The sequence below is a fragment of the Myxococcus stipitatus DSM 14675 genome (genome assembly GCF_000331735.1).
Classification (GTDB): domain Bacteria; phylum Myxococcota; class Myxococcia; order Myxococcales; family Myxococcaceae; genus Myxococcus; species Myxococcus stipitatus.
On the sequence record NC_020126.1, the window covers coordinates 1,589,707 to 1,605,514 of the forward strand.

General features: G+C 70.6%; 12 protein-coding genes and 1 pseudogene. 6 read left to right on the forward strand and 7 right to left on the reverse strand.

Annotated elements, in window-relative coordinates:
• Positions 1-106 precede the first annotated feature (106 nt).
• The 5 genes from bioB to MYSTI_RS06380 all read left to right on the forward strand — a co-directional run bounded on the left by bioB (position 107) and on the right by MYSTI_RS06380 (position 5,369).
• Positions 107-1,141 carry a biotin synthase BioB gene (bioB, locus tag MYSTI_RS06360; protein ID WP_015346890.1) on the forward strand — a complete coding sequence of 345 codons (1,035 nt, stop codon included), beginning with the start codon at positions 107-109 and terminating at the stop codon, positions 1,139-1,141.
• A 10-nt stretch (positions 1,142-1,151) separates the two neighbouring features.
• Complete coding sequence (gene bioF, locus MYSTI_RS06365; protein ID WP_015346891.1) at positions 1,152-2,363, forward strand: 8-amino-7-oxononanoate synthase; 1,212 nt, start codon at positions 1,152-1,154, stop codon at positions 2,361-2,363.
• A gap of 751 nt (positions 2,364-3,114) precedes the next feature.
• Complete coding sequence (gene bioD, locus MYSTI_RS06370) at positions 3,115-3,792, forward strand: dethiobiotin synthase (protein WP_015346892.1); 678 nt, start codon at positions 3,115-3,117, stop codon at positions 3,790-3,792.
• Between the two features lie 132 nt (positions 3,793-3,924).
• On the forward strand, positions 3,925-4,203 hold the full coding sequence (locus MYSTI_RS06375) for a hypothetical protein (protein WP_015346893.1): 279 nt from the start codon (positions 3,925-3,927) through the stop codon (positions 4,201-4,203).
• Positions 4,200-5,369, forward strand: coding sequence for a pyridoxal phosphate-dependent aminotransferase (locus MYSTI_RS06380; RefSeq protein WP_015346894.1), 1,170 nt, complete (start codon positions 4,200-4,202; stop codon positions 5,367-5,369). The genes MYSTI_RS06375 and MYSTI_RS06380 overlap by 4 nt, the downstream gene beginning before the upstream one ends.
• Before the next feature lie 21 nt (positions 5,370-5,390).
• Here MYSTI_RS06380 and MYSTI_RS06385 read toward each other — a convergent pair whose 3' ends face one another.
• The 3 genes from MYSTI_RS06385 to MYSTI_RS06395 form a co-directional block, all read right to left on the reverse strand.
• Positions 5,391-6,824: an ABC transporter substrate-binding protein gene (locus tag MYSTI_RS06385; protein ID WP_015346895.1), complete on the reverse strand. Its 1,434-nt coding sequence runs from the start codon at positions 6,822-6,824 to the stop codon at positions 5,391-5,393.
• Entirely contained in the window at positions 6,824-7,642 is an 819-nt protein-coding gene (locus MYSTI_RS06390; RefSeq protein WP_015346896.1) for a tetratricopeptide repeat protein, read from the reverse strand. Before MYSTI_RS06390 ends, MYSTI_RS06385 begins: the two co-directional genes overlap by 1 nt.
• Before the next feature lie 146 nt (positions 7,643-7,788).
• The gene (locus tag MYSTI_RS06395; RefSeq protein ID WP_015346897.1) at positions 7,789-9,582 is read right to left on the reverse strand and encodes a phosphoenolpyruvate carboxykinase (GTP); all 1,794 of its coding nucleotides are present in this window, start codon (positions 9,580-9,582) and stop codon (positions 7,789-7,791) included.
• Between the two features lie 258 nt (positions 9,583-9,840).
• Between MYSTI_RS06395 and MYSTI_RS06400 the strand changes: the two are divergent.
• Positions 9,841-11,634: pseudogene (locus MYSTI_RS06400) on the forward strand (SLC13 family permease); the annotation flags it as partial.
• 24 nt (positions 11,635-11,658) lie between these two features.
• Here the strand turns inward: MYSTI_RS06400 and MYSTI_RS41580 are convergent.
• From MYSTI_RS41580 to MYSTI_RS06420, 4 genes are all read right to left on the reverse strand, one after another.
• Positions 11,659-12,285, reverse strand: a complete 627-nt coding sequence (locus MYSTI_RS41580; RefSeq protein ID WP_015346899.1) for a MiaE family protein — start codon at positions 12,283-12,285, stop codon at positions 11,659-11,661.
• A 41-nt stretch (positions 12,286-12,326) separates the two neighbouring features.
• Complete coding sequence (locus MYSTI_RS06410; protein ID WP_015346900.1) at positions 12,327-13,163, reverse strand: GNAT family N-acetyltransferase; 837 nt, start codon at positions 13,161-13,163, stop codon at positions 12,327-12,329.
• A 42-nt stretch (positions 13,164-13,205) separates the two neighbouring features.
• Positions 13,206-13,811 carry an AgmX/PglI C-terminal domain-containing protein gene (locus tag MYSTI_RS06415; RefSeq protein WP_044279117.1) on the reverse strand — a complete coding sequence of 202 codons (606 nt, stop codon included), beginning with the start codon at positions 13,809-13,811 and terminating at the stop codon, positions 13,206-13,208.
• A gap of 152 nt (positions 13,812-13,963) precedes the next feature.
• Positions 13,964-15,802 carry a patatin-like phospholipase family protein gene (locus MYSTI_RS06420; RefSeq protein WP_015346902.1) on the reverse strand — a complete coding sequence of 613 codons (1,839 nt, stop codon included), beginning with the start codon at positions 15,800-15,802 and terminating at the stop codon, positions 13,964-13,966.
• Positions 15,803-15,808 lie beyond the last annotated feature (6 nt).

A 15,808-nucleotide genomic window follows, 5' to 3' on the forward strand; every position in this document is an offset into this window, starting at 1 on the left:
CGAGGGTTGCGGGCTCGTGGGAAGTCGTCAACCTGTTCACGCTGAGGCGTTGACAAGTTTCCCCCACCCGCGCACGTTCGCGCTCCTCACGATTTACGAGGAGCCCATGTCCGACACCGCCGCCGCCAGCGAGTCCTTTCACGGCCACGCCCACCACGCCGCGCCGCCTCCCGAAGGTGTCGCCGTGAGGCATGACTGGGAGCTGGCCGAGGTCCGCGCCATCTACTCGATGCCCCTGCTGGAGCTGGTGCACCGGGCGCAGACGGTGCACCGCGCCGTGTTCCAGGAGAACAAGGTGCAGCTGTGCTCGCTCCTGTCCATCAAGACGGGCGGCTGTCCGGAGGACTGCGGCTACTGCCCGCAGGCGGCGCGCTACAAGACGGGCGTGAAGGCGGAGAAGCTGATGGCGGTGCCGGAGGTGCTGTCGGCCGCGCAGAAGGCTCGCTCGGCGGGGGCCACGCGCTTCTGCATGGGCGCGGCGTGGCGCGAGGTGAAGGACGGCCCGCAGTTCGACAGCGTGCTGGAGATGGTGCGCGGCGTGCGCGCGCTGGGCATGGAGGCGTGCGCCACGCTGGGCATGCTCTCCGAGACCCAGGCGAAGCGGCTGAAGGAAGCGGGGCTGTCCGCGTACAACCACAACCTGGACACCTCGCCGGAGCACTACGGCGACATCATCTCCACGCGCGTGTACGACGACCGTCTGCGCACGCTGGGCCGGGTGCGCGACGCGGGCATCTCCGTGTGCTGCGGCGGCATCATCGGCATGGGTGAGTCGGTGGATGACCGCTGCAACCTGCTGCGCACGCTGGCCAACCAGGAGCACCACCCGGAGTCGGTGCCCGTCAACGCGCTGGTGGCCGTGGAGGGCACGCCCCTGGCCGAGCAGCCGCGCGTGGAGACGGTGGACATGGTGCGCACGATTGCGACCGCGCGCATCCTGATGCCGCAGTCCATGGTGCGCCTGTCCGCGGGCCGCCAGCAGATGAACGAGGAGGCGCAGTTGTTGTGCATGATGGCGGGCGCCAACTCGCTGTTCTTCGGCGAGAAGCTGCTCACCACCGGCAACCCCGAGTACACCCAGGACATGGCGCTCCTGGAGAAGGCCGGCATCCGTCCGCTGGAGCCTCGGCAAGAGGGGTAGGGCGTTCGCCGTGAGTGACGTGAAGCAGGCGGAGGTGGCCGCGTCGTCGGAGGATGTGGCCTCCTCCTGGGCTCGGGAGGACCTGGCGTCGCTCCAGGCGAGAGGGCTTCGCCGCTACCTGGAGCCGCTGGAGTCGCCACAGGGGCCCGTGGTGCGAGTGGGGGGCGAGACGCTCGTCAACTTCTCGTCCAACGACTACCTGGGGCTGGCGGCCTCGCCGTCCGTGCGCGCCGCGGCCATCGCGGCGGTGGAGCGCCACGGCGTGGGTACGGGTGCCAGCCGGCTGGTGATGGGCGACACGTCCGCGCACCACCGGCTGGAGGCGCGGCTGATGGCCTTCGAGCGCGCCGAGGCCGTGCTGCTCTTCAATAGCGGCTATGCGGCGAACACGGGCATCCTCCCCGCGCTGGTGGGGGTGGGGGACGCGGTGTTCTCCGATGCGCTCAACCATGCGTCGCTGGTGGATGGCTGCCGGCTGTCGCGAGCGCGCGTGGTCGTCTATCCGCACGCGGACGTGGATGCGCTGGCGAAGGCGCTCGCGGAGACGCCGGGGCGGCGGAAGCTGGTCGTCACGGACACGGTGTTCTCCATGGATGGAGACGTGGCGCCGCTGCGGGACATCGTGGACGTGTGTCGTGCGCACGGGGCCGCGCTGATGGTGGATGAGGCGCATGCCACCGGCGTGTTGGGGGCTCGGGGCGCGGGGCTCTGTGAGGAGCTGGGGTTGGAGGCGCAGGTGGACCTGCGCATGGGCACGCTCAGCAAGGCGCTGGGAGGGCAGGGGGCGTACGTGGCCACGTCGCGCGTGGTGGCGGACCTGCTCATCAGCCGCGCGCGGCCGTTCATCTTCTCCACGTCACTGCCCGCGGCGCTGTGTGCGGCGGCCGAGGCGGCGGTGGACGCGGTGGAGACGGACTCCGACTTGCGTCCTCGGCTGTGGCGCAACATCCGCCGCTTCTCGGATGGGCTGCGGGCGATGGGCTTGCGTGCGGAGCCTCGCAGCGCGGTGTTCCCCGTGGTGCTGGGGGAGCCCGAGCGCGCGCTGGACGCGGCCCGGCGGCTGCGGGAGGCGGGCGTGCTGGTGAAGGCCATCCGGCCTCCCACGGTGCCCGAGGGCACCAGTCGCCTGCGCTTCTGTCTCTCCGCCGCGCATACCGTGGGGCACGTGGACCTCGCGCTGGAGTCGCTGCGCCGGGTGGGCGTGCACGCGCGGGGAGGGTAGGCGCCTGGCGGGCCTCGTCCGAGGCTCCGCTCATGTGCGGATGCTCGTGTGCGGACGGCGCACGGCCTCGCGCTCTCGAGGGGCCACGTGTTGGTTTCTGTGCCGCATGGCGCGTGGAGTTCACGCCCGAGTCGCTGCGCGGGGGGGAGGGCATCCCCGCGCGGGGGGCTCCGACACTTGTGGGCCCTCTCCGAGGCTCCCGCGACCGCTGACGCTCGCGTGCGCACGGTGCGGCGGAGCCTCGCGTTTCGCTCCGCTGGCCAGTGCATCGGTTGGAGGCGGGTCCGCGCAAGGAGGCACGCGAGAGTGGGACAGCGACAGCCTCGCGAGTGGACGGGGCAGAGCCAGCGCATCTACTGGACGCTGGCCCGTGCAAGTGAGCACGCGAGAGTTGGACAGCGACAGCCTCGCGAGTGGACGGGGCAGAGCCAGCGCATCTGCTGGACGCTGGCCCGTGCAAGTGAGTACGCGAGAGTTTGGACAGCGGCAGCCTCGCGAGTGGACGGGGCAGAGCCAGCGCATCTGCTGGACGCTGGCCCGCGCAAGGGCGCACGCGAGAGTTTGGACAGCGACAGCCTCGCGAGTGGACAGGCCACGGCGGCCCTCGGGTGTCGGGTGCCTGCGCTTCGGAGTACGTCGCTCCGTGGCCAGGCTCGCCGCCCCGGGGGCTTCGTCGCCAGCCCGCGGGTTCGAGCAACAGGTTGACCCCAGGCTGTTCGCCGGGGGCTGATTCACACGAAGGACACACGTCATGGCCCAGAAGCCCTTCCAGATTTTCGTCACCGGTACGGACACTGGCGTCGGCAAGACGCAGGCGTCTCGTGCGCTGCTGTCACTGCTCGCCGACGCAGGCCTCGCGCCCCAGGGCTTCAAGCCCTACGAGAGCGGCTGTGCCTCGCTGAAGACCCCCGCCGACGCGCTCTCCTTGCGCGAGGCCGCGGGGAGCATGCTGCCCCTGGACGCCGTCTGCCCGCACCGCTTCCGGGCCCCCGTGGCGCCAGGCGTGGCCGCCTCGCGCCTGGGCCGCGAGCCGGACTGGAGCGTCACCCTGGCCGCGTGGGAGCGCCTCAAGCACGGCCCCGCCGTGGTGGAGGGGGCGGGCGGCCTCTTCGTCCCCCTGGACTCGAGCCACGACGTCATCGACCTCATCCAGACGCTGCGGCTGCCCGTGTTGCTGGTGGCTCGGGCGGGCCTGGGCACGCTCAACCACACCGCCCTGTCGCTCCAGGCGCTCGCCGCCCGCCGCATCCCCGTGCGCGCCGTGCTGCTGTCGCGGGGCACCTCCGGACGGGACATCTCCGAGCGCGACAACCGCGCGCTGCTGGAGGCGCGCCACCAGCTTCCGGTGCTCGGGCCGGTGCCCTTCGAGGCCGACGCACGACGCCGCCACGCCGCGTTCCGGCGAGCCCTGCGCACTCTGGTGCCGTGAGCGCGCAGGGCCGAGAATTGGCCTCCCGCGCGTTCGCGCCTTTCCGAGGAGTGCTACAGGTCGCGCAAGTTTTCGGGTGACGTGGCCGTGAAATGGACGGGTCGTTTTTTCCGCGCGAGAAAGCCGTCACGAATGGCGGACATCATCGACCTCACGTTCCTCGCGGACGTCCGGCGCTTCTTCAACAAGCTCATCGACCAGCGGGGGCTCTCCTACTTCCTTCAGAAGGAAGGAGCGCGCCTGTTCCACATCGAGCCCTCCAAGGTGGAGCTCGTCCTCCGGACCGCCCTGCGCGCCAGGGACCCGGAGCTTCCCCGGCCTCATGAGAAGGCCATCGAGTATTGCCGCAAAGAGGTCCGTCGCGAGCTCATCCGGCGCGTTGCCAACGCCATGCTCCAGACGGGGCTGTGAGCCGCTTCTCACCTCGCACCGACTTCTCCCGCACCCCCAACCCGCTCGCGGAGGCGCTCGCCCGACACCGGGCCCACGGCCTCCCTCTGCTGGACCTCACCGTCTCCAACCCCACCCAGGTGGGGCTCCCCACCCCCGGAGCCGGCCTGCTTCATCCTCCTGGCGCTTATCACTACGCGCCGGAGCCCCTCGGCCTCGCCTCCGCTCGCGAGGCGGTGGCCGCCCAGGTGTCCTCCCAGGGCACCTCGGTCTCCCCAGCCCACCTGGTGCTCTCGGCCAGCACCAGCGAGTCCTACGGCTGGCTCTTCAAGCTCCTGTGCGAGCCCGGTGACGACGTCCTCGTCCCCGCCCCCTGCTACCCCCTCTTCGAGCACCTGGCCGCCCTGGAGGGCGTCCACACGCGCGCCTACCGTCTCCCCCTGGCCCACGGCTTCGGCCTGGACGCGGGAGAGGTGGAGGCCGCGCTGGGCCCTCGCACGCGCGCCGTGCTGGTGGTCAACCCCGGCAACCCCACCGGCCACTTCCTCCATGAAGGGGAGCTGGCCGCGCTGGCGGAGGTCTGCGCGCGCCACGGGCTGGCCCTGCTCTGCGACGAGGTGTTCTCCCCCTACGGCTGGGACCTCGAGCCGGGCCGCGTGACGTCCGTCGCCGGACGCGAGCTGCCCATGCTGACGTTCAGCCTCTCCGGCCTCTCCAAGGTGGCGGGCCTGCCCGGCCTGAAGCTGGGCTGGGTCCACGTGGGCGGTCCCGCCTCCGCGCGCGACGAGGCCCTGGCGAGGCTGGAGTGGGTGGCGGACACGTACCTCTCCGTGGGCACACCCGTGCAGCTCGCGCTCCCGGAGCTCCTGGCTCATGCACCCCGCTTCCAGGCGGCGCTGCTGGAGCGCGTGCGAGCCAACCGCCAGCGCCTGTTGGCCGCGCGGCCCGCCCACGCGGCGTGGGACGTGGTGCCCGCCCACGGAGGGTGGAGCGCGGTGCTGCGGATTCCGAGGGAGCCGGGGGAGGAGGCGACCTGCCTCGCGCTGCTGGACGCGGGCGTGCTCACTCAGCCGGGCTACTTCTACGACTTCGGGCGAGGCGCCTTCCTGGTGCTCTCGCTGCTGCCTCCGCCCGAGGACTTCGCCGCCGCCATGCCCCCGCTCACGCGAGTGCTGGCGGCGGAGTAGCGGCCCACCCGCCGCGACGGCTCAGGTGGCCGGCGGGCTGATGAACTCGATGAACTTGAAGGCGCCGCCCTCGACGCGGAACAGCTCGTACTCGGAGGACGCCTCACCCGTGCCATCGAAGTCCAGCGGGCCGCTGGCGCCCTGGACGTTGATGAACTTGCCCGTGCGAATCTCGTTCCGCGCGTCGGTGAACTGCGCGAAGCCCAGCGAGAAGGTGGAGGCCGGGGTGCCCGACGGCGGCGTCACCTTGGAGAGCCCCTGCGCGATGCGGTCGCCGGTGATGGGCTGCGGGGCGTTGATGTCCGCGCCCGCCGCGTAGGCCGAGCCCAGCGCCACCAGGTACATGGAGTCGTAGGCGTGCGCCGTGAAGGAGAACTGGCCCGGGTCCGTGTTGTTGTTGCTGGTCCGGAAGCGCTCGCGGAAGGTGAGGTACACGGTGTCGCCCGGGCGCGACTGCGCGGGCGCGGTGCCGTAGGCGCCTTCAATCAGGTTCTTCTGCGCGCCCAGCGCGGTGAAGAGCCCCGCCTCCTTGCTCGCGTCCGTGAAGAAGTACGTCTGGGTCGCGCGGCCCCGCGTGCCCACCTGGGAGATGATCTTCGCGTTGTCCTCGGAGAAGCCCGCCATCACCGCCACGTTGGGCGTGCCGTCGACGATGCGGTTCACCGCCGCGGCGACGTCCCCGTTGCGCAGGTACGACGCGGAGGACGTGACCCGGTCCGTCCCCAGCCGGGTGAGGATGGTGTTGAAGAGGCCCTGGCCGTAGGCGTCGTCCACGTAGACGAGGCTCACCGTGGACGTGGTCGCGAAGGGGCGGTCCCCGTTCTGCAGCGGCCGGGCGTTGCGCACCAGGTCGCCGATGATGCGCCCCTGGAGCCGGTCCGACGGGGCCGTGCGCCACACCAACCCCACGTCGCCGGAGGCCGTCGTCTTGTCGCTCAGGTTGGCGATGTCGGGGCTGGTGGCCGTGTGGGAGATCAACAGCACGTTGTTGGGGATGGTGATGCTGCTGATGGAGATGGTCTGCCCGCTGCCGGAGGAGAAGATGGCCGGCACGCCGCGCTCCTTCACCAGCCACTCGGCTTGCGTCTTCGCGCGGCTCGGGTCGGAGCGCGTGTCGCAGATGAGCAGGTTGAAGCGCCGGCCCGCGACGCCCTCGCGGTCGTTGATCTCACCCAGCGCCAGCTTGATGGCGTTGAGCGCCTGGACCTCCGACTCGTCGCGGCCCTCCGAGTTCGTCAGCGCGAGCGCCGCGCCCAGGACGATGGGGTTGCCCGCGGGGTCTCCCACGCGCTCGCCACAGCCCTCCGGCTGCGGCAGGCAGAAGCCCGAGCTGGAGCACACCTGGTTGGTGTCGCAGTCAGCGCTCGACTCGCACTCGGTGAGCCCGCTCGCGGTGGTGAAGCTGCAGCCGGCCAGGAACACCGCGCAGCACGTCATGAATCCCAGGGTCTTCATCAGAAGCTGACCTCCAGCCCAGCGCCGGTGCCGCGAGGCGCCAGCGTCAGCCGCATCTCACCCTCCGCCGGAGGGCCGTCCTTGGGGTACAGGATGATGGCGGTAATCGCCCCCACCAGACCCACGCCAAAACCAATGTCCGCGAGCAGCGCCTTGCTCTTCGTGTTGTCGGAGAAGGTCTTCTTGGTGTCGTCCGTGCGCGCCTCGTCGAACTTCTTGCGCTCGTCGCGCGCCTGCAGGCCGAACAGCACGCCCGTGCCCACGCCCACCACCGCCACGCCGCCCACCGCGAAGGCGGCGATCTTCTGCCGCTGGTAGGACTTCAGCGCGCGCGCCATCTCCGCCTGCCGCTGCCGCTCGTTCTCCTCCTCGGCGCGCTTGGTGGCCAGCTGCTCCTCCTCCGCGCGGCGTCTGGCCGCCTCGGCCTCTTCCTGGAGCTTGGTGCGCTCCGCGTCCGCGGAGGCCTGGGCCTGCGTCTCCTTGTCGATGAGCAGCCGCAGCTTGTCGATGCTGCGCGCGCTGCGCTTGAGCAGCGCCGGGTCCGTGCCCTCGGTGTTGCCCACGTATTGCTGGTACCAGGAGAGCGCCTCGCGCAGCTCCCCGGCGTTCTCCAGCGACACGGCGATGTTGAAGATGAGGCGCGGGTTGGGCTGGGCCTCGTGCGCCTTCTTCAGCACGTCCGCGGCCTCGCGGTACTTGCCGGCCTGATAGAGCCGCTCGCCCTCCTTGATGAGGGCCGATGGATTCTTGGCGCGCTGGGCGAACGCCACCGGGGGCGACAGCGCGAGAGCCGCCGACAAAACGAGAACCAGTTTCATGGTGCCCGACAGCCTAGCGCGGAGAGGGCCCCTGGTCGAAGAGGGCACCTTCCACTCCTCGTGAACGCAGCCGGGGCCGCCTCTCGCCCAGTGGCTGGGCGGGGAAGCGGCCCCGACAGGTCCTTCAGGTCGCTACAGGAGGACGGTTACCCGCCCAGCCGGGAAATCAGCAGCTTGCGCTGGAGCATCAGCGCCTCGGGCGCCTTGGTGCCCAGCTGCTCGAAGAAGACCTCCTGGCTCTTCAGCTCGGTCTTCCACTCGTCCTCCTTGATGGAGGTCGCCTCGGCCACCATGTCGGCGGGGAGGTCCAGGCCCTTGAGGTTGAGGCCCTCGTCCTGGCGCGGCACCCAGCCCAGCAGCGTCTCCTTCGTCGGGACGCGGCCGTGCACGCGGTTCACCACCCACTCGAGGACGCGCATGTTCTCGCCGAAGCCCGGCCACAGGAACTTGCCGTTCTTGTCCTGCCGGAACCAGTTGACCTGGAAGATCTTCGGCAGCTGGCCGATGGACTTCTGCATGTCCAGCCAGTGCTGGAGGTAGTCGCCCATGTGGTAGCCGCAGAAGGGCAGCATGGCCATGGGGTCGCGGCGCACGACGCCGACCTTGCCCGTGGCGGCGGCCGTCGTCTCGCTGCCCATGGTGGCGCCCAGGAACACGCCGTGGGTCCAGTTGAAGGCCTGGAGGACCAGCGGGACGGTGGTGGAGCGGCGGCCGCCGAAGATGAGGGCGGAGATGGGCACGCCCATCGGGTCGTTCGCCTTGGAGCTGAGCACCGGGTTGTTGCTCATGGGCGCGGTGAAGCGGCTGTTCGGGTGCGCCGCCTTCTCCGCGCTGCCCTTCTTCCAGGGGCGGCCCTGCCAGTCGGTGAGCTCCTCGGGGACCTCGCCGTCCTTGCCTTCCCACCACACGTCACCGTCGGGCGTCAGCGCCACGTTGGTGAACAGCGTGTCCTTGGCGATGGTCTCCATCGCGTTGGGGTTGGTCTTGTAGTTGGTGCCCGGGACGACGCCGAAATAGCCGGCCTCCGGGTTGATGGCGTACAGGCGGCCATCCGGACCCGGGCGCATCCACGCGATGTCGTCGCCGACGGTTTCAATCTTCCAGCCCTTGTACTCGGCCGGAGGAATCATCATGGCGAAGTTCGTCTTGCCACACGCGGACGGGAAGGCGGCGGCGACGTAGGTCGTCTCGCCCTTGGGGCTCGTCACGCCGAGGATGAGCATGTGCTCGGCCAGCCACCCCTCCTCGCGGCCCACGTAGCTGCCGATGCGCAGCGCGAGGCATTTCTTGCCCAAGAGGACGTTGCCGCCATATCCGGAGCCGAAGCTCCAGATGGTGTTGTCCTGGGGGAAGTGACAGATGTAGCGGCGGTCCGGGTTCACGTCACCCGTGCTGTGCAGGCCGCGGTTGAAGTCGTCGCTGTCGCCCAGCATGTCCAGGGCCTGCTTGCCCATGCGCGCCATGATGCGCATGTTCAGCACCACGTAGACGCTGTCGGTCAGCTCCACGCCAATCTTGGTGAAGGGGCTGCCGATGGGGCCCATCGCGTAGGGCACCACGTACATCGTGCGGCCCTTCATGCTGCCGGTGAAGTGCTGGCCCAGCTTCGTGTACGCCTCTTCCGGCTCCATCCAGTTGTTGGTGGGGCCCGCGTCCGTCTTGTTGGGCGTACAGATGAACGTGAGGTGCTCCACGCGCGCCACGTCGTTCGGGTTGGAGCGGTGCAGGTAGCAGCCGGGACGCTTCTCCTGATTCAGCGGGATGAGGATGCCCTCCTTCACCGCCTGGTCCGTCAGACGCTTCTTCTCGTCCTCGGAGCCATCACACCAGACGATGCTGTCTGGCTGGGTCATCTCGGCCATCCTGGCCACCCAGGCCAGCAGCGTGGGGTTCTTCGTGGGGGCCTGCGTGCCCGCCGCCGCAGCTTGTGTCGAAGCCATGGAAGTATCCTTGTGTTGTTTCAAGATAGGGACTCCCCGACCGGTGAAAAGGGTGAGGACCCTACCCGCGGGAGAGACGCCAAAACTTCAAGAAGGGGCGCCAGAAAGCAACTGGCGTCCGGCAGTCAACCGCGCCACCGGGCGGATTCTCCTAATTCTACTTATCAGCGGCCAGTCATCTAGTAGTTGACGGCGCGGTGCGGCAGGGACTCACCTGGGAGCCTGAGCAGTCACAGTTTGGGTGTTCTCCGGGGTTCCATGACCATCGCCATCGTCCTGGGCATCGTCGTCGTCGCGCTGGTGCTGTTCTCCATTGACACCATTCCCATCGAGGTCAGCGCACTGGCAGTGGTGTGTCTGCTCGCACTGACGGGAGTGCTGAGTCCCGCGCAGGCGTTCGAGGGGTTCAGCAACGACACCGTCATCTTCATCTTCACGCTGCTGGCGATGACCCAGGGGCTTGCCTCCACGGGTGTGGTGCAGCTCGTCGGGCAGCGGCTGGCCTTCTTCGCGCGCTTCGGCCACCAGACCTTCGTGCTGGCGATGATGGTGACGGTGGCGACGTTCTCCTCGGTCATCTCCAACACGGTGACGACGGCGGCCTTCCTGCCGGTGGCCATTGGCGCGGCCCACCGGGCCAAGGTGCCCAAGAGCAAGGTGCTGCTGCCCCTGGCCTACGCGTCGATGCTGGGCGGCATGGTGTTCCTCTACGGCACGTCCACCAACCTGGTCATGTCGGCGGCGCTGGAGCGCTCGGGGCTCCGGGCCATTGGCGTGGCGGAGCTGGCGCCGGTGGGGCTGCCCGTGGCCGTCATCGGCATCCTGGTGGTGGTGCTGCTGGGGCCGCTGCTGCTGCCCTCGCGCGAGGGGAAGGGTGGGGCGGAGGAGTGGACGCTGCGCGACTACCTCACGGAGGCGGTGCTGCCGGAGGGCTCGCGCTACATCGGCAAGCCGCTGGCGGAAATCACCGAGGGCCTGGGCCTGCGGGTGATTGGCCTGGTGCGAGGCGGGCGCGCGGTGTCGGCGGTGCCCACGCAGCTGCTCCACGGCGACGAGCGCCTCTTCGTGGAGGGCACCCGCGAGGACATCCTCCGGCTGAAGGACCTGCGCGGCATCGAAATCCGCCCGGACCTGCGGCTGGCGGACGAGGCGCAGGAGGACAAGGACACGGCGCTCGTGGAGGCCACGCTGCCGCCGGGCAGTCCGCTGGTGGGGCGCAGCTTGAGGGAGGCGCTCTTCGTGGAGCGCTACGGCCTGGTGGTGCTGGCGCTGCACCGCCACCCCAGCCTCCAGCGCGTCACCAAGCTCCAGCTGCTGGGCCGCATCTTCGGCGAGCGGCGCATGTCCGACCTGGCCCTGGCGGTGGGGGACGTGCTGCTGTTGCGAGGGCCTCGCGAGAAGGTGTCGGAGCTGTCCGACGGCTTGAGCCTCATGGTGCTGGGGGGCCACGACTACCAGCCGCCACGCTACGGCAAGGCGCTGCTCGCGGTGGTGCTCTTCCTGGGCGCGCTGGGGGCGGGCTCGCTGTCCATGGTGCCGCTGTCGGTGGCGGGGCTCACGGGCATGCTGGCGATGATTGCGACGGGCTGCGTGGACGCGCGCAGCGCCTTCCGCGTGGACTGGCGCGTGGTGCTGCTCATCGGGTCGATGATGGCGCTGGGCCTGGCCATGGAGGTGAGCGGCGCGGGCCGGTTCCTGGGCCAGTGGGTGGCGGGCCTGGGGGACTTCGGCGGCCCGCGCATGGTGCTGGTGGTGCTGATGCTGCTGACGATGCTCCTGTCGGCGCCCATGTCCAACCAGGCCGCGGCGCTGGTGGTGCTGCCGGTGGCGCTCAACGCGGCCGCGCAGCTGGGCGTGGACGCGCGCCCGTTCGCCATGGGCGTGACGCTGGCCGCCAGCTGCTCGTTCATCACCCCGCTGGAGCCCAGCTGCGTGCTCGTCTACGGCCCGGGGCACTACCGCTTCACGGACTTCTTCCGCCTGGGGACCCCGCTCACCGCGCTGCTCGTGGTGGTGCTGACGTGGATGGTGCCCTGGGTGTGGCCCTTCGACGCGAAGGGCCCGGCCGCGAGGGCCTCAGTGGATGGCGGCGCGAAGGCCGACCTCTTCCAGCACCCGCGCTTCGTGCTCCAGCATCCACTCCAGCCGCTCGCGCACGCCGGTGTCATCGCCCCCGGCCGCAGTGACGGCGAGGCGGAAGAAGAGGGACTGGTGGCCGTCCTCGGACTGGGCCAGCTCGCCGTAGAAGCGGGCGAGGGCCGGGTCCGTGAGCCCCTCGGCGAGCAGTGACAGCCGCTCACACGAGCGCGCCTCGATGACGGCCGCGACGAGCAGCCGGTCCATGCGCCGCTCCTGCGCGGGCGTGCGCACCAGCTTCTGGAGGCCCTGCGCGTACGGGTCGCCGGAGTCCTTCGTCAGCGTCAGGCCGCGCGCGTCCATCAGCTCCAGCACCCGGGCCAGGTGCGCGCTCTCCTCGCGGGCCAGGCGGGCCATCTGCGCGGGCAGGCCGGGCAGGTCCGGGTAGGCCTGGAGCAGCGACAGCGCGTTGGCGGCGGCCTTCTTCTCGCAGTGAGCGTGGTCCACCAGCACCGCGTCGAAGTGCTCGAGCGCCAACGGGAGCCAGCGCGGGTCCGTGGCGGAGTGGAGGATGACGGGGCCCTCTCCGGAGAGGGGACGGCGGGACGGCGTGGGACGGCTGCTCATGGAGGGCGCGGACTGTACGGCATCGCCCCGGGGCCCGCGAGCTACTCCACCAGCACCATCCGCCACGTACGGCCCGCCAGGTAACCGACCTTGCGGGCGATGCGCGCGGTGCTCTCGTCCCGCTCGTCGATTCGCATCGTCAGCCGGGGCAGCGAGGACAGCAGGTGCCGGGAGATCTGCCCCAGGCACAGCGTGGCGTGGCCCTTCCCGCGCTCGGAGGGCAGCGTGTAGAGGCCCTCCAGCTCCGCGCCGTACTGGGAGCGGCTGCCGATGTCGAGCTTGAGCACCAGCGCGTTGTTCTCCTCCAGCACGTACGTGCGGCGCTGGCGCACGCGCTGGATGACACGCGCCTCGTAGCCGAGCGGGTCCTCCGACAGCGGGTCTCGCTCCAGCGCCTCGCGCACATAGCCCTGCGCCAGGGGCACCAGCTTGGGCAGGTCCTCCTCGCGCGCCAGCCTCAGGAGCGGGTTGGTGAAGGGGCCCAGGTCATCCGCGGACACGGCGAACAGCCGCTGCGTGCGCGACAGTCGGGGCTTGCCGGGGGACAGGCTGCGCAGGAGCGCGTCCACCGAGGACTTGTCGCCCACCGTGGCCCGCAGGCGCAGCGTCGACGCGAGCGCGTCCGCGATGACGCTGGTGGCGCTGGCGTCGCTGGCGCTGGGCACGACGAGGCCGCCGTCTCCGCCCACGAACACCGCGGCGGTGAGCTGCTGGTCGTCGAAGCGGCCGTAGAAGGCGAAAGGCACCCGGCCTCGCGCGGCGATGCCGAACTCCTCCAGCAACCCCAGCAGGTAGAGGTTGTGGACCGGGTCCTTGGAAAGCAGTGCCCGCAGGGCATCCGCGTCCTGAGGGCCAAGCTGTTCAACGGAGACGGGCATTGAGTGCGTAGGGGGCCTCGGGACCTTACGCAAAACCAGGGCTCACCGGCCAGTCTCCCCCGGTTCACCGAACACGAAGGGATAGACCACCTGGGCCCGGCCCCCCCGTGACGGCGTGGGGAAGTCGATATCCAAGAGGGAATCCACGACACAGGCCTGGACCATCGGGTCCGGGATGGTGCTCACCAGCACCTCGCCCCGGTTCATCTGGCCCCTGCCGCCGCCCCGTGACTCCACGTTGAAGCGCAGCTTCACGGATTGTAGCCCCCGGTTGCGCTGTGCCGCGTCCTCGAAACATTGCTGCACGAGCGGAGTGACGGCCTGGATGGCGGCGCGGACGTCCTCCGGGCGGAAGTCGCCCTCATAGGCCTCGATGAGGGGCTCGACGGACGGGACGATGCGGCGGGCTTCGGGTCTGTCGGGGTCCGGCGGGACGGGGACGGCGGACAGGGGCGAGGGGAAGGCGGGGGGCGGCACCACGGGGGCGCTGGGGCGGTCCGGCGGGGAGGGGGCCTCGTGCGGGGGCTCGGCCTCGACGAGCGGCTCGCTCGTCCGGGTGAACCACCAGGACACGGCCGCGATGAGCAGCAGCAGGCCCAGGCAGAACAGGGGAATGGCGACCCAGCGGATGAGAGGACGTCGTGGCATGTGCGCTCGAGAGAGGCGGTAAGGGCCTTCTGGGGAGGATATGCCGTGGTCCCGCGCCGCCGTGCATCCGCGACCTCGGGAATGCGCCCCGCGAGGAGGCGCACACCCGGGGCCCGGCCTGGACCGGGCCCGCGGGGACCTCACCGCGCGCTTCAGTCGCAGGAGCGCTGGGAGGGCTTGCCGCCGGTGCACTGGCCTTCGGGGGCGAAGAGGGACTCGGCCTCCTGGACGACCTCGTCCACGGACCGGGCGCACTCCTCCTGCGCGAGCGTGCCGTGGATCTCGAACAGCCGCAGCACCTCCGAGCAGCGCTGCTGGAGCGTCTTCACGCCGTCCTTGAAGAGCGGGCGCATCACCTTGGGGGAGAAGGAGTAGCCGCTGGCCGTCGCGAGCGCGGACTCCGGGCGGAACATCCACGCGGCGCGCCAGCTCGACGCCACCTGCGCGAAGTGCGCGGGGCCCATCCACATGCTGGTGGCGGCGCGCAGCGACTTGGGCTCCACGGGCACGAAGCCCTGGCCCGTGCGCTGGCAGTAGGCGGGCACGGCGCTCGCGTCCTCCACCTGGGCCAGGCGCAGCGTGCAGACGTTGTACTCGGCGAAGCGGCGGCCGACGGCGGCGAGCTCCGCCTGCTGCACCTCGCCGACGAAGGGCTGGGCGACGAACAGGTCGATGGTGCGCATCAGCGTGCTGACGGCGTTCTCCGGGGGCGGCGAGGGCTCCGTCTGCAGTCCCCGCGTGGAGAGGATGAGCACGCGCTCGGCGCCGCGCTGGACGGCTTGCAGCAGCGGCAGGCCGGAGCGCACGCCGCCATCCAGGAAGGTGCCCTCGAGCTTCCCCTCGCGCGACGGCACCCAGGGCACGGGCTCCGCGAGCACGGGCTCGACGATGGAGGCCAGCACCGCGTTGATGAGGCCGTCCACCTTCTGCGCGTCGGTCGCGGTGGGCGGGAAGGTGGCGGGGTCCTGGTCGCTGATGCCGTGGACGTCGCCGGTGTTGAAGTCCACGGAGACGGCCACCAGTTCCGTGCCGTTGGTGAGCTGCGCGGGGACGACGGCGGCGCGCAGCTTGTCCTGGATGCCGTCGAAGCGGACCAGGCCCTTCAGGTCCGAGGCAATCCTCCACACCCACGTCGAGTTGACGCAGTAGAGGTCCGACTCCACCGAGCAGGTGTAGTTGTCGATGAGCACGTCGCGCGCCTTCTGCTCCTGGCCGGGCGTGTGGAACAGGTCCACGAGCGTGCTGATGAGCGCGCCGGTGCTGGTGCCCGCCGCCAGGTCGATGCGCGCGTCACCGCAGCCCTCTGGCGCGGCCTTGCCTCGGCACGACTCCAGGATGCCCAAGAGCCGCCACATGGCGCCGGCGCTGAAGGCCCCATTGGCGCCGCCGCCGCTGAGCACCACCGCGTTGGACGGGCGCCCCAGCTTGCGGCTCCAGCGGCGGGCGCTGATGTACTGCGCGGTGGACTCGGCGCCCTCGCGCAGGCCCTGCGTGACGTGATGGGGATTGAGCGGGTCCGACAGCGAGTCCCCCAGCGCCACGAGCGACGAGGCGATGCCCAGCGCGTTGGCCAGGAAGCGCTGCGCGTCGACCTCCGCGGCGGTGGGGGCGCTCGCGTCGACGGTGCTCGGCGCGGCGGGCAGTCCCCACGTCCCGCCGCCCAGGGTCTTCTTCAGGAAGCTGTCGTAACAGGTCGCGTTGCTGCCTCCGGCGTTCGCGCGGAGACACTCCAGTTGCTCGACGACGGGCTGGGGCGCGCTGCCCATCGCGGACATCCACCGCGCCACCGCGGCGGGGTCGGCGTAGGCGTCCATGAGGTGTGAGCGCGTCAGCCGCGCCACGCGCTCGCGCACGGAGATGGGCAGCGGCGGAGTCTTGGGCTCGGAGGGCGCGTTGAGGGCCTCCAGCACATAGCCGGTGCGCAGGAAGCAGCCGCTAGACAGCGCGGCCATCGCCGCGAGGCACAGCAGGTAGGTACGGCTTGGATTCACGAAGTC

Excerpts from the sequence above, each read along its gene's own strand:
- bioB (WP_015346890.1), top strand. The coding sequence starts at position 107 with ATGTCCGACACCGCCGCCGCCAGCGAGTCCTTTCACGGCCACGCCCAC.
- MYSTI_RS06385 (WP_015346895.1), bottom strand. The coding sequence starts at position 6,824 with ATGAAGACCCTGGGATTCATGACGTGCTGCGCGGTGTTCCTGGCCGGC.
- bioD (WP_015346892.1), top strand. The coding sequence starts at position 3,115 with ATGGCCCAGAAGCCCTTCCAGATTTTCGTCACCGGTACGGACACTGGC.
- MYSTI_RS06410 (WP_015346900.1), bottom strand. The coding sequence starts at position 13,163 with ATGCCCGTCTCCGTTGAACAGCTTGGCCCTCAGGACGCGGATGCCCTG.
- MYSTI_RS41580 (WP_015346899.1), bottom strand. The coding sequence starts at position 12,285 with ATGAGCAGCCGTCCCACGCCGTCCCGCCGTCCCCTCTCCGGAGAGGGC.
- MYSTI_RS06375 (WP_015346893.1), top strand. The coding sequence starts at position 3,925 with ATGGCGGACATCATCGACCTCACGTTCCTCGCGGACGTCCGGCGCTTC.
- MYSTI_RS06415 (WP_044279117.1), bottom strand. The coding sequence starts at position 13,811 with ATGCCACGACGTCCTCTCATCCGCTGGGTCGCCATTCCCCTGTTCTGC.
- MYSTI_RS06390 (WP_015346896.1), bottom strand. The coding sequence starts at position 7,642 with ATGAAACTGGTTCTCGTTTTGTCGGCGGCTCTCGCGCTGTCGCCCCCG.
- MYSTI_RS06395 (WP_015346897.1), bottom strand. The coding sequence starts at position 9,582 with ATGGCTTCGACACAAGCTGCGGCGGCGGGCACGCAGGCCCCCACGAAG.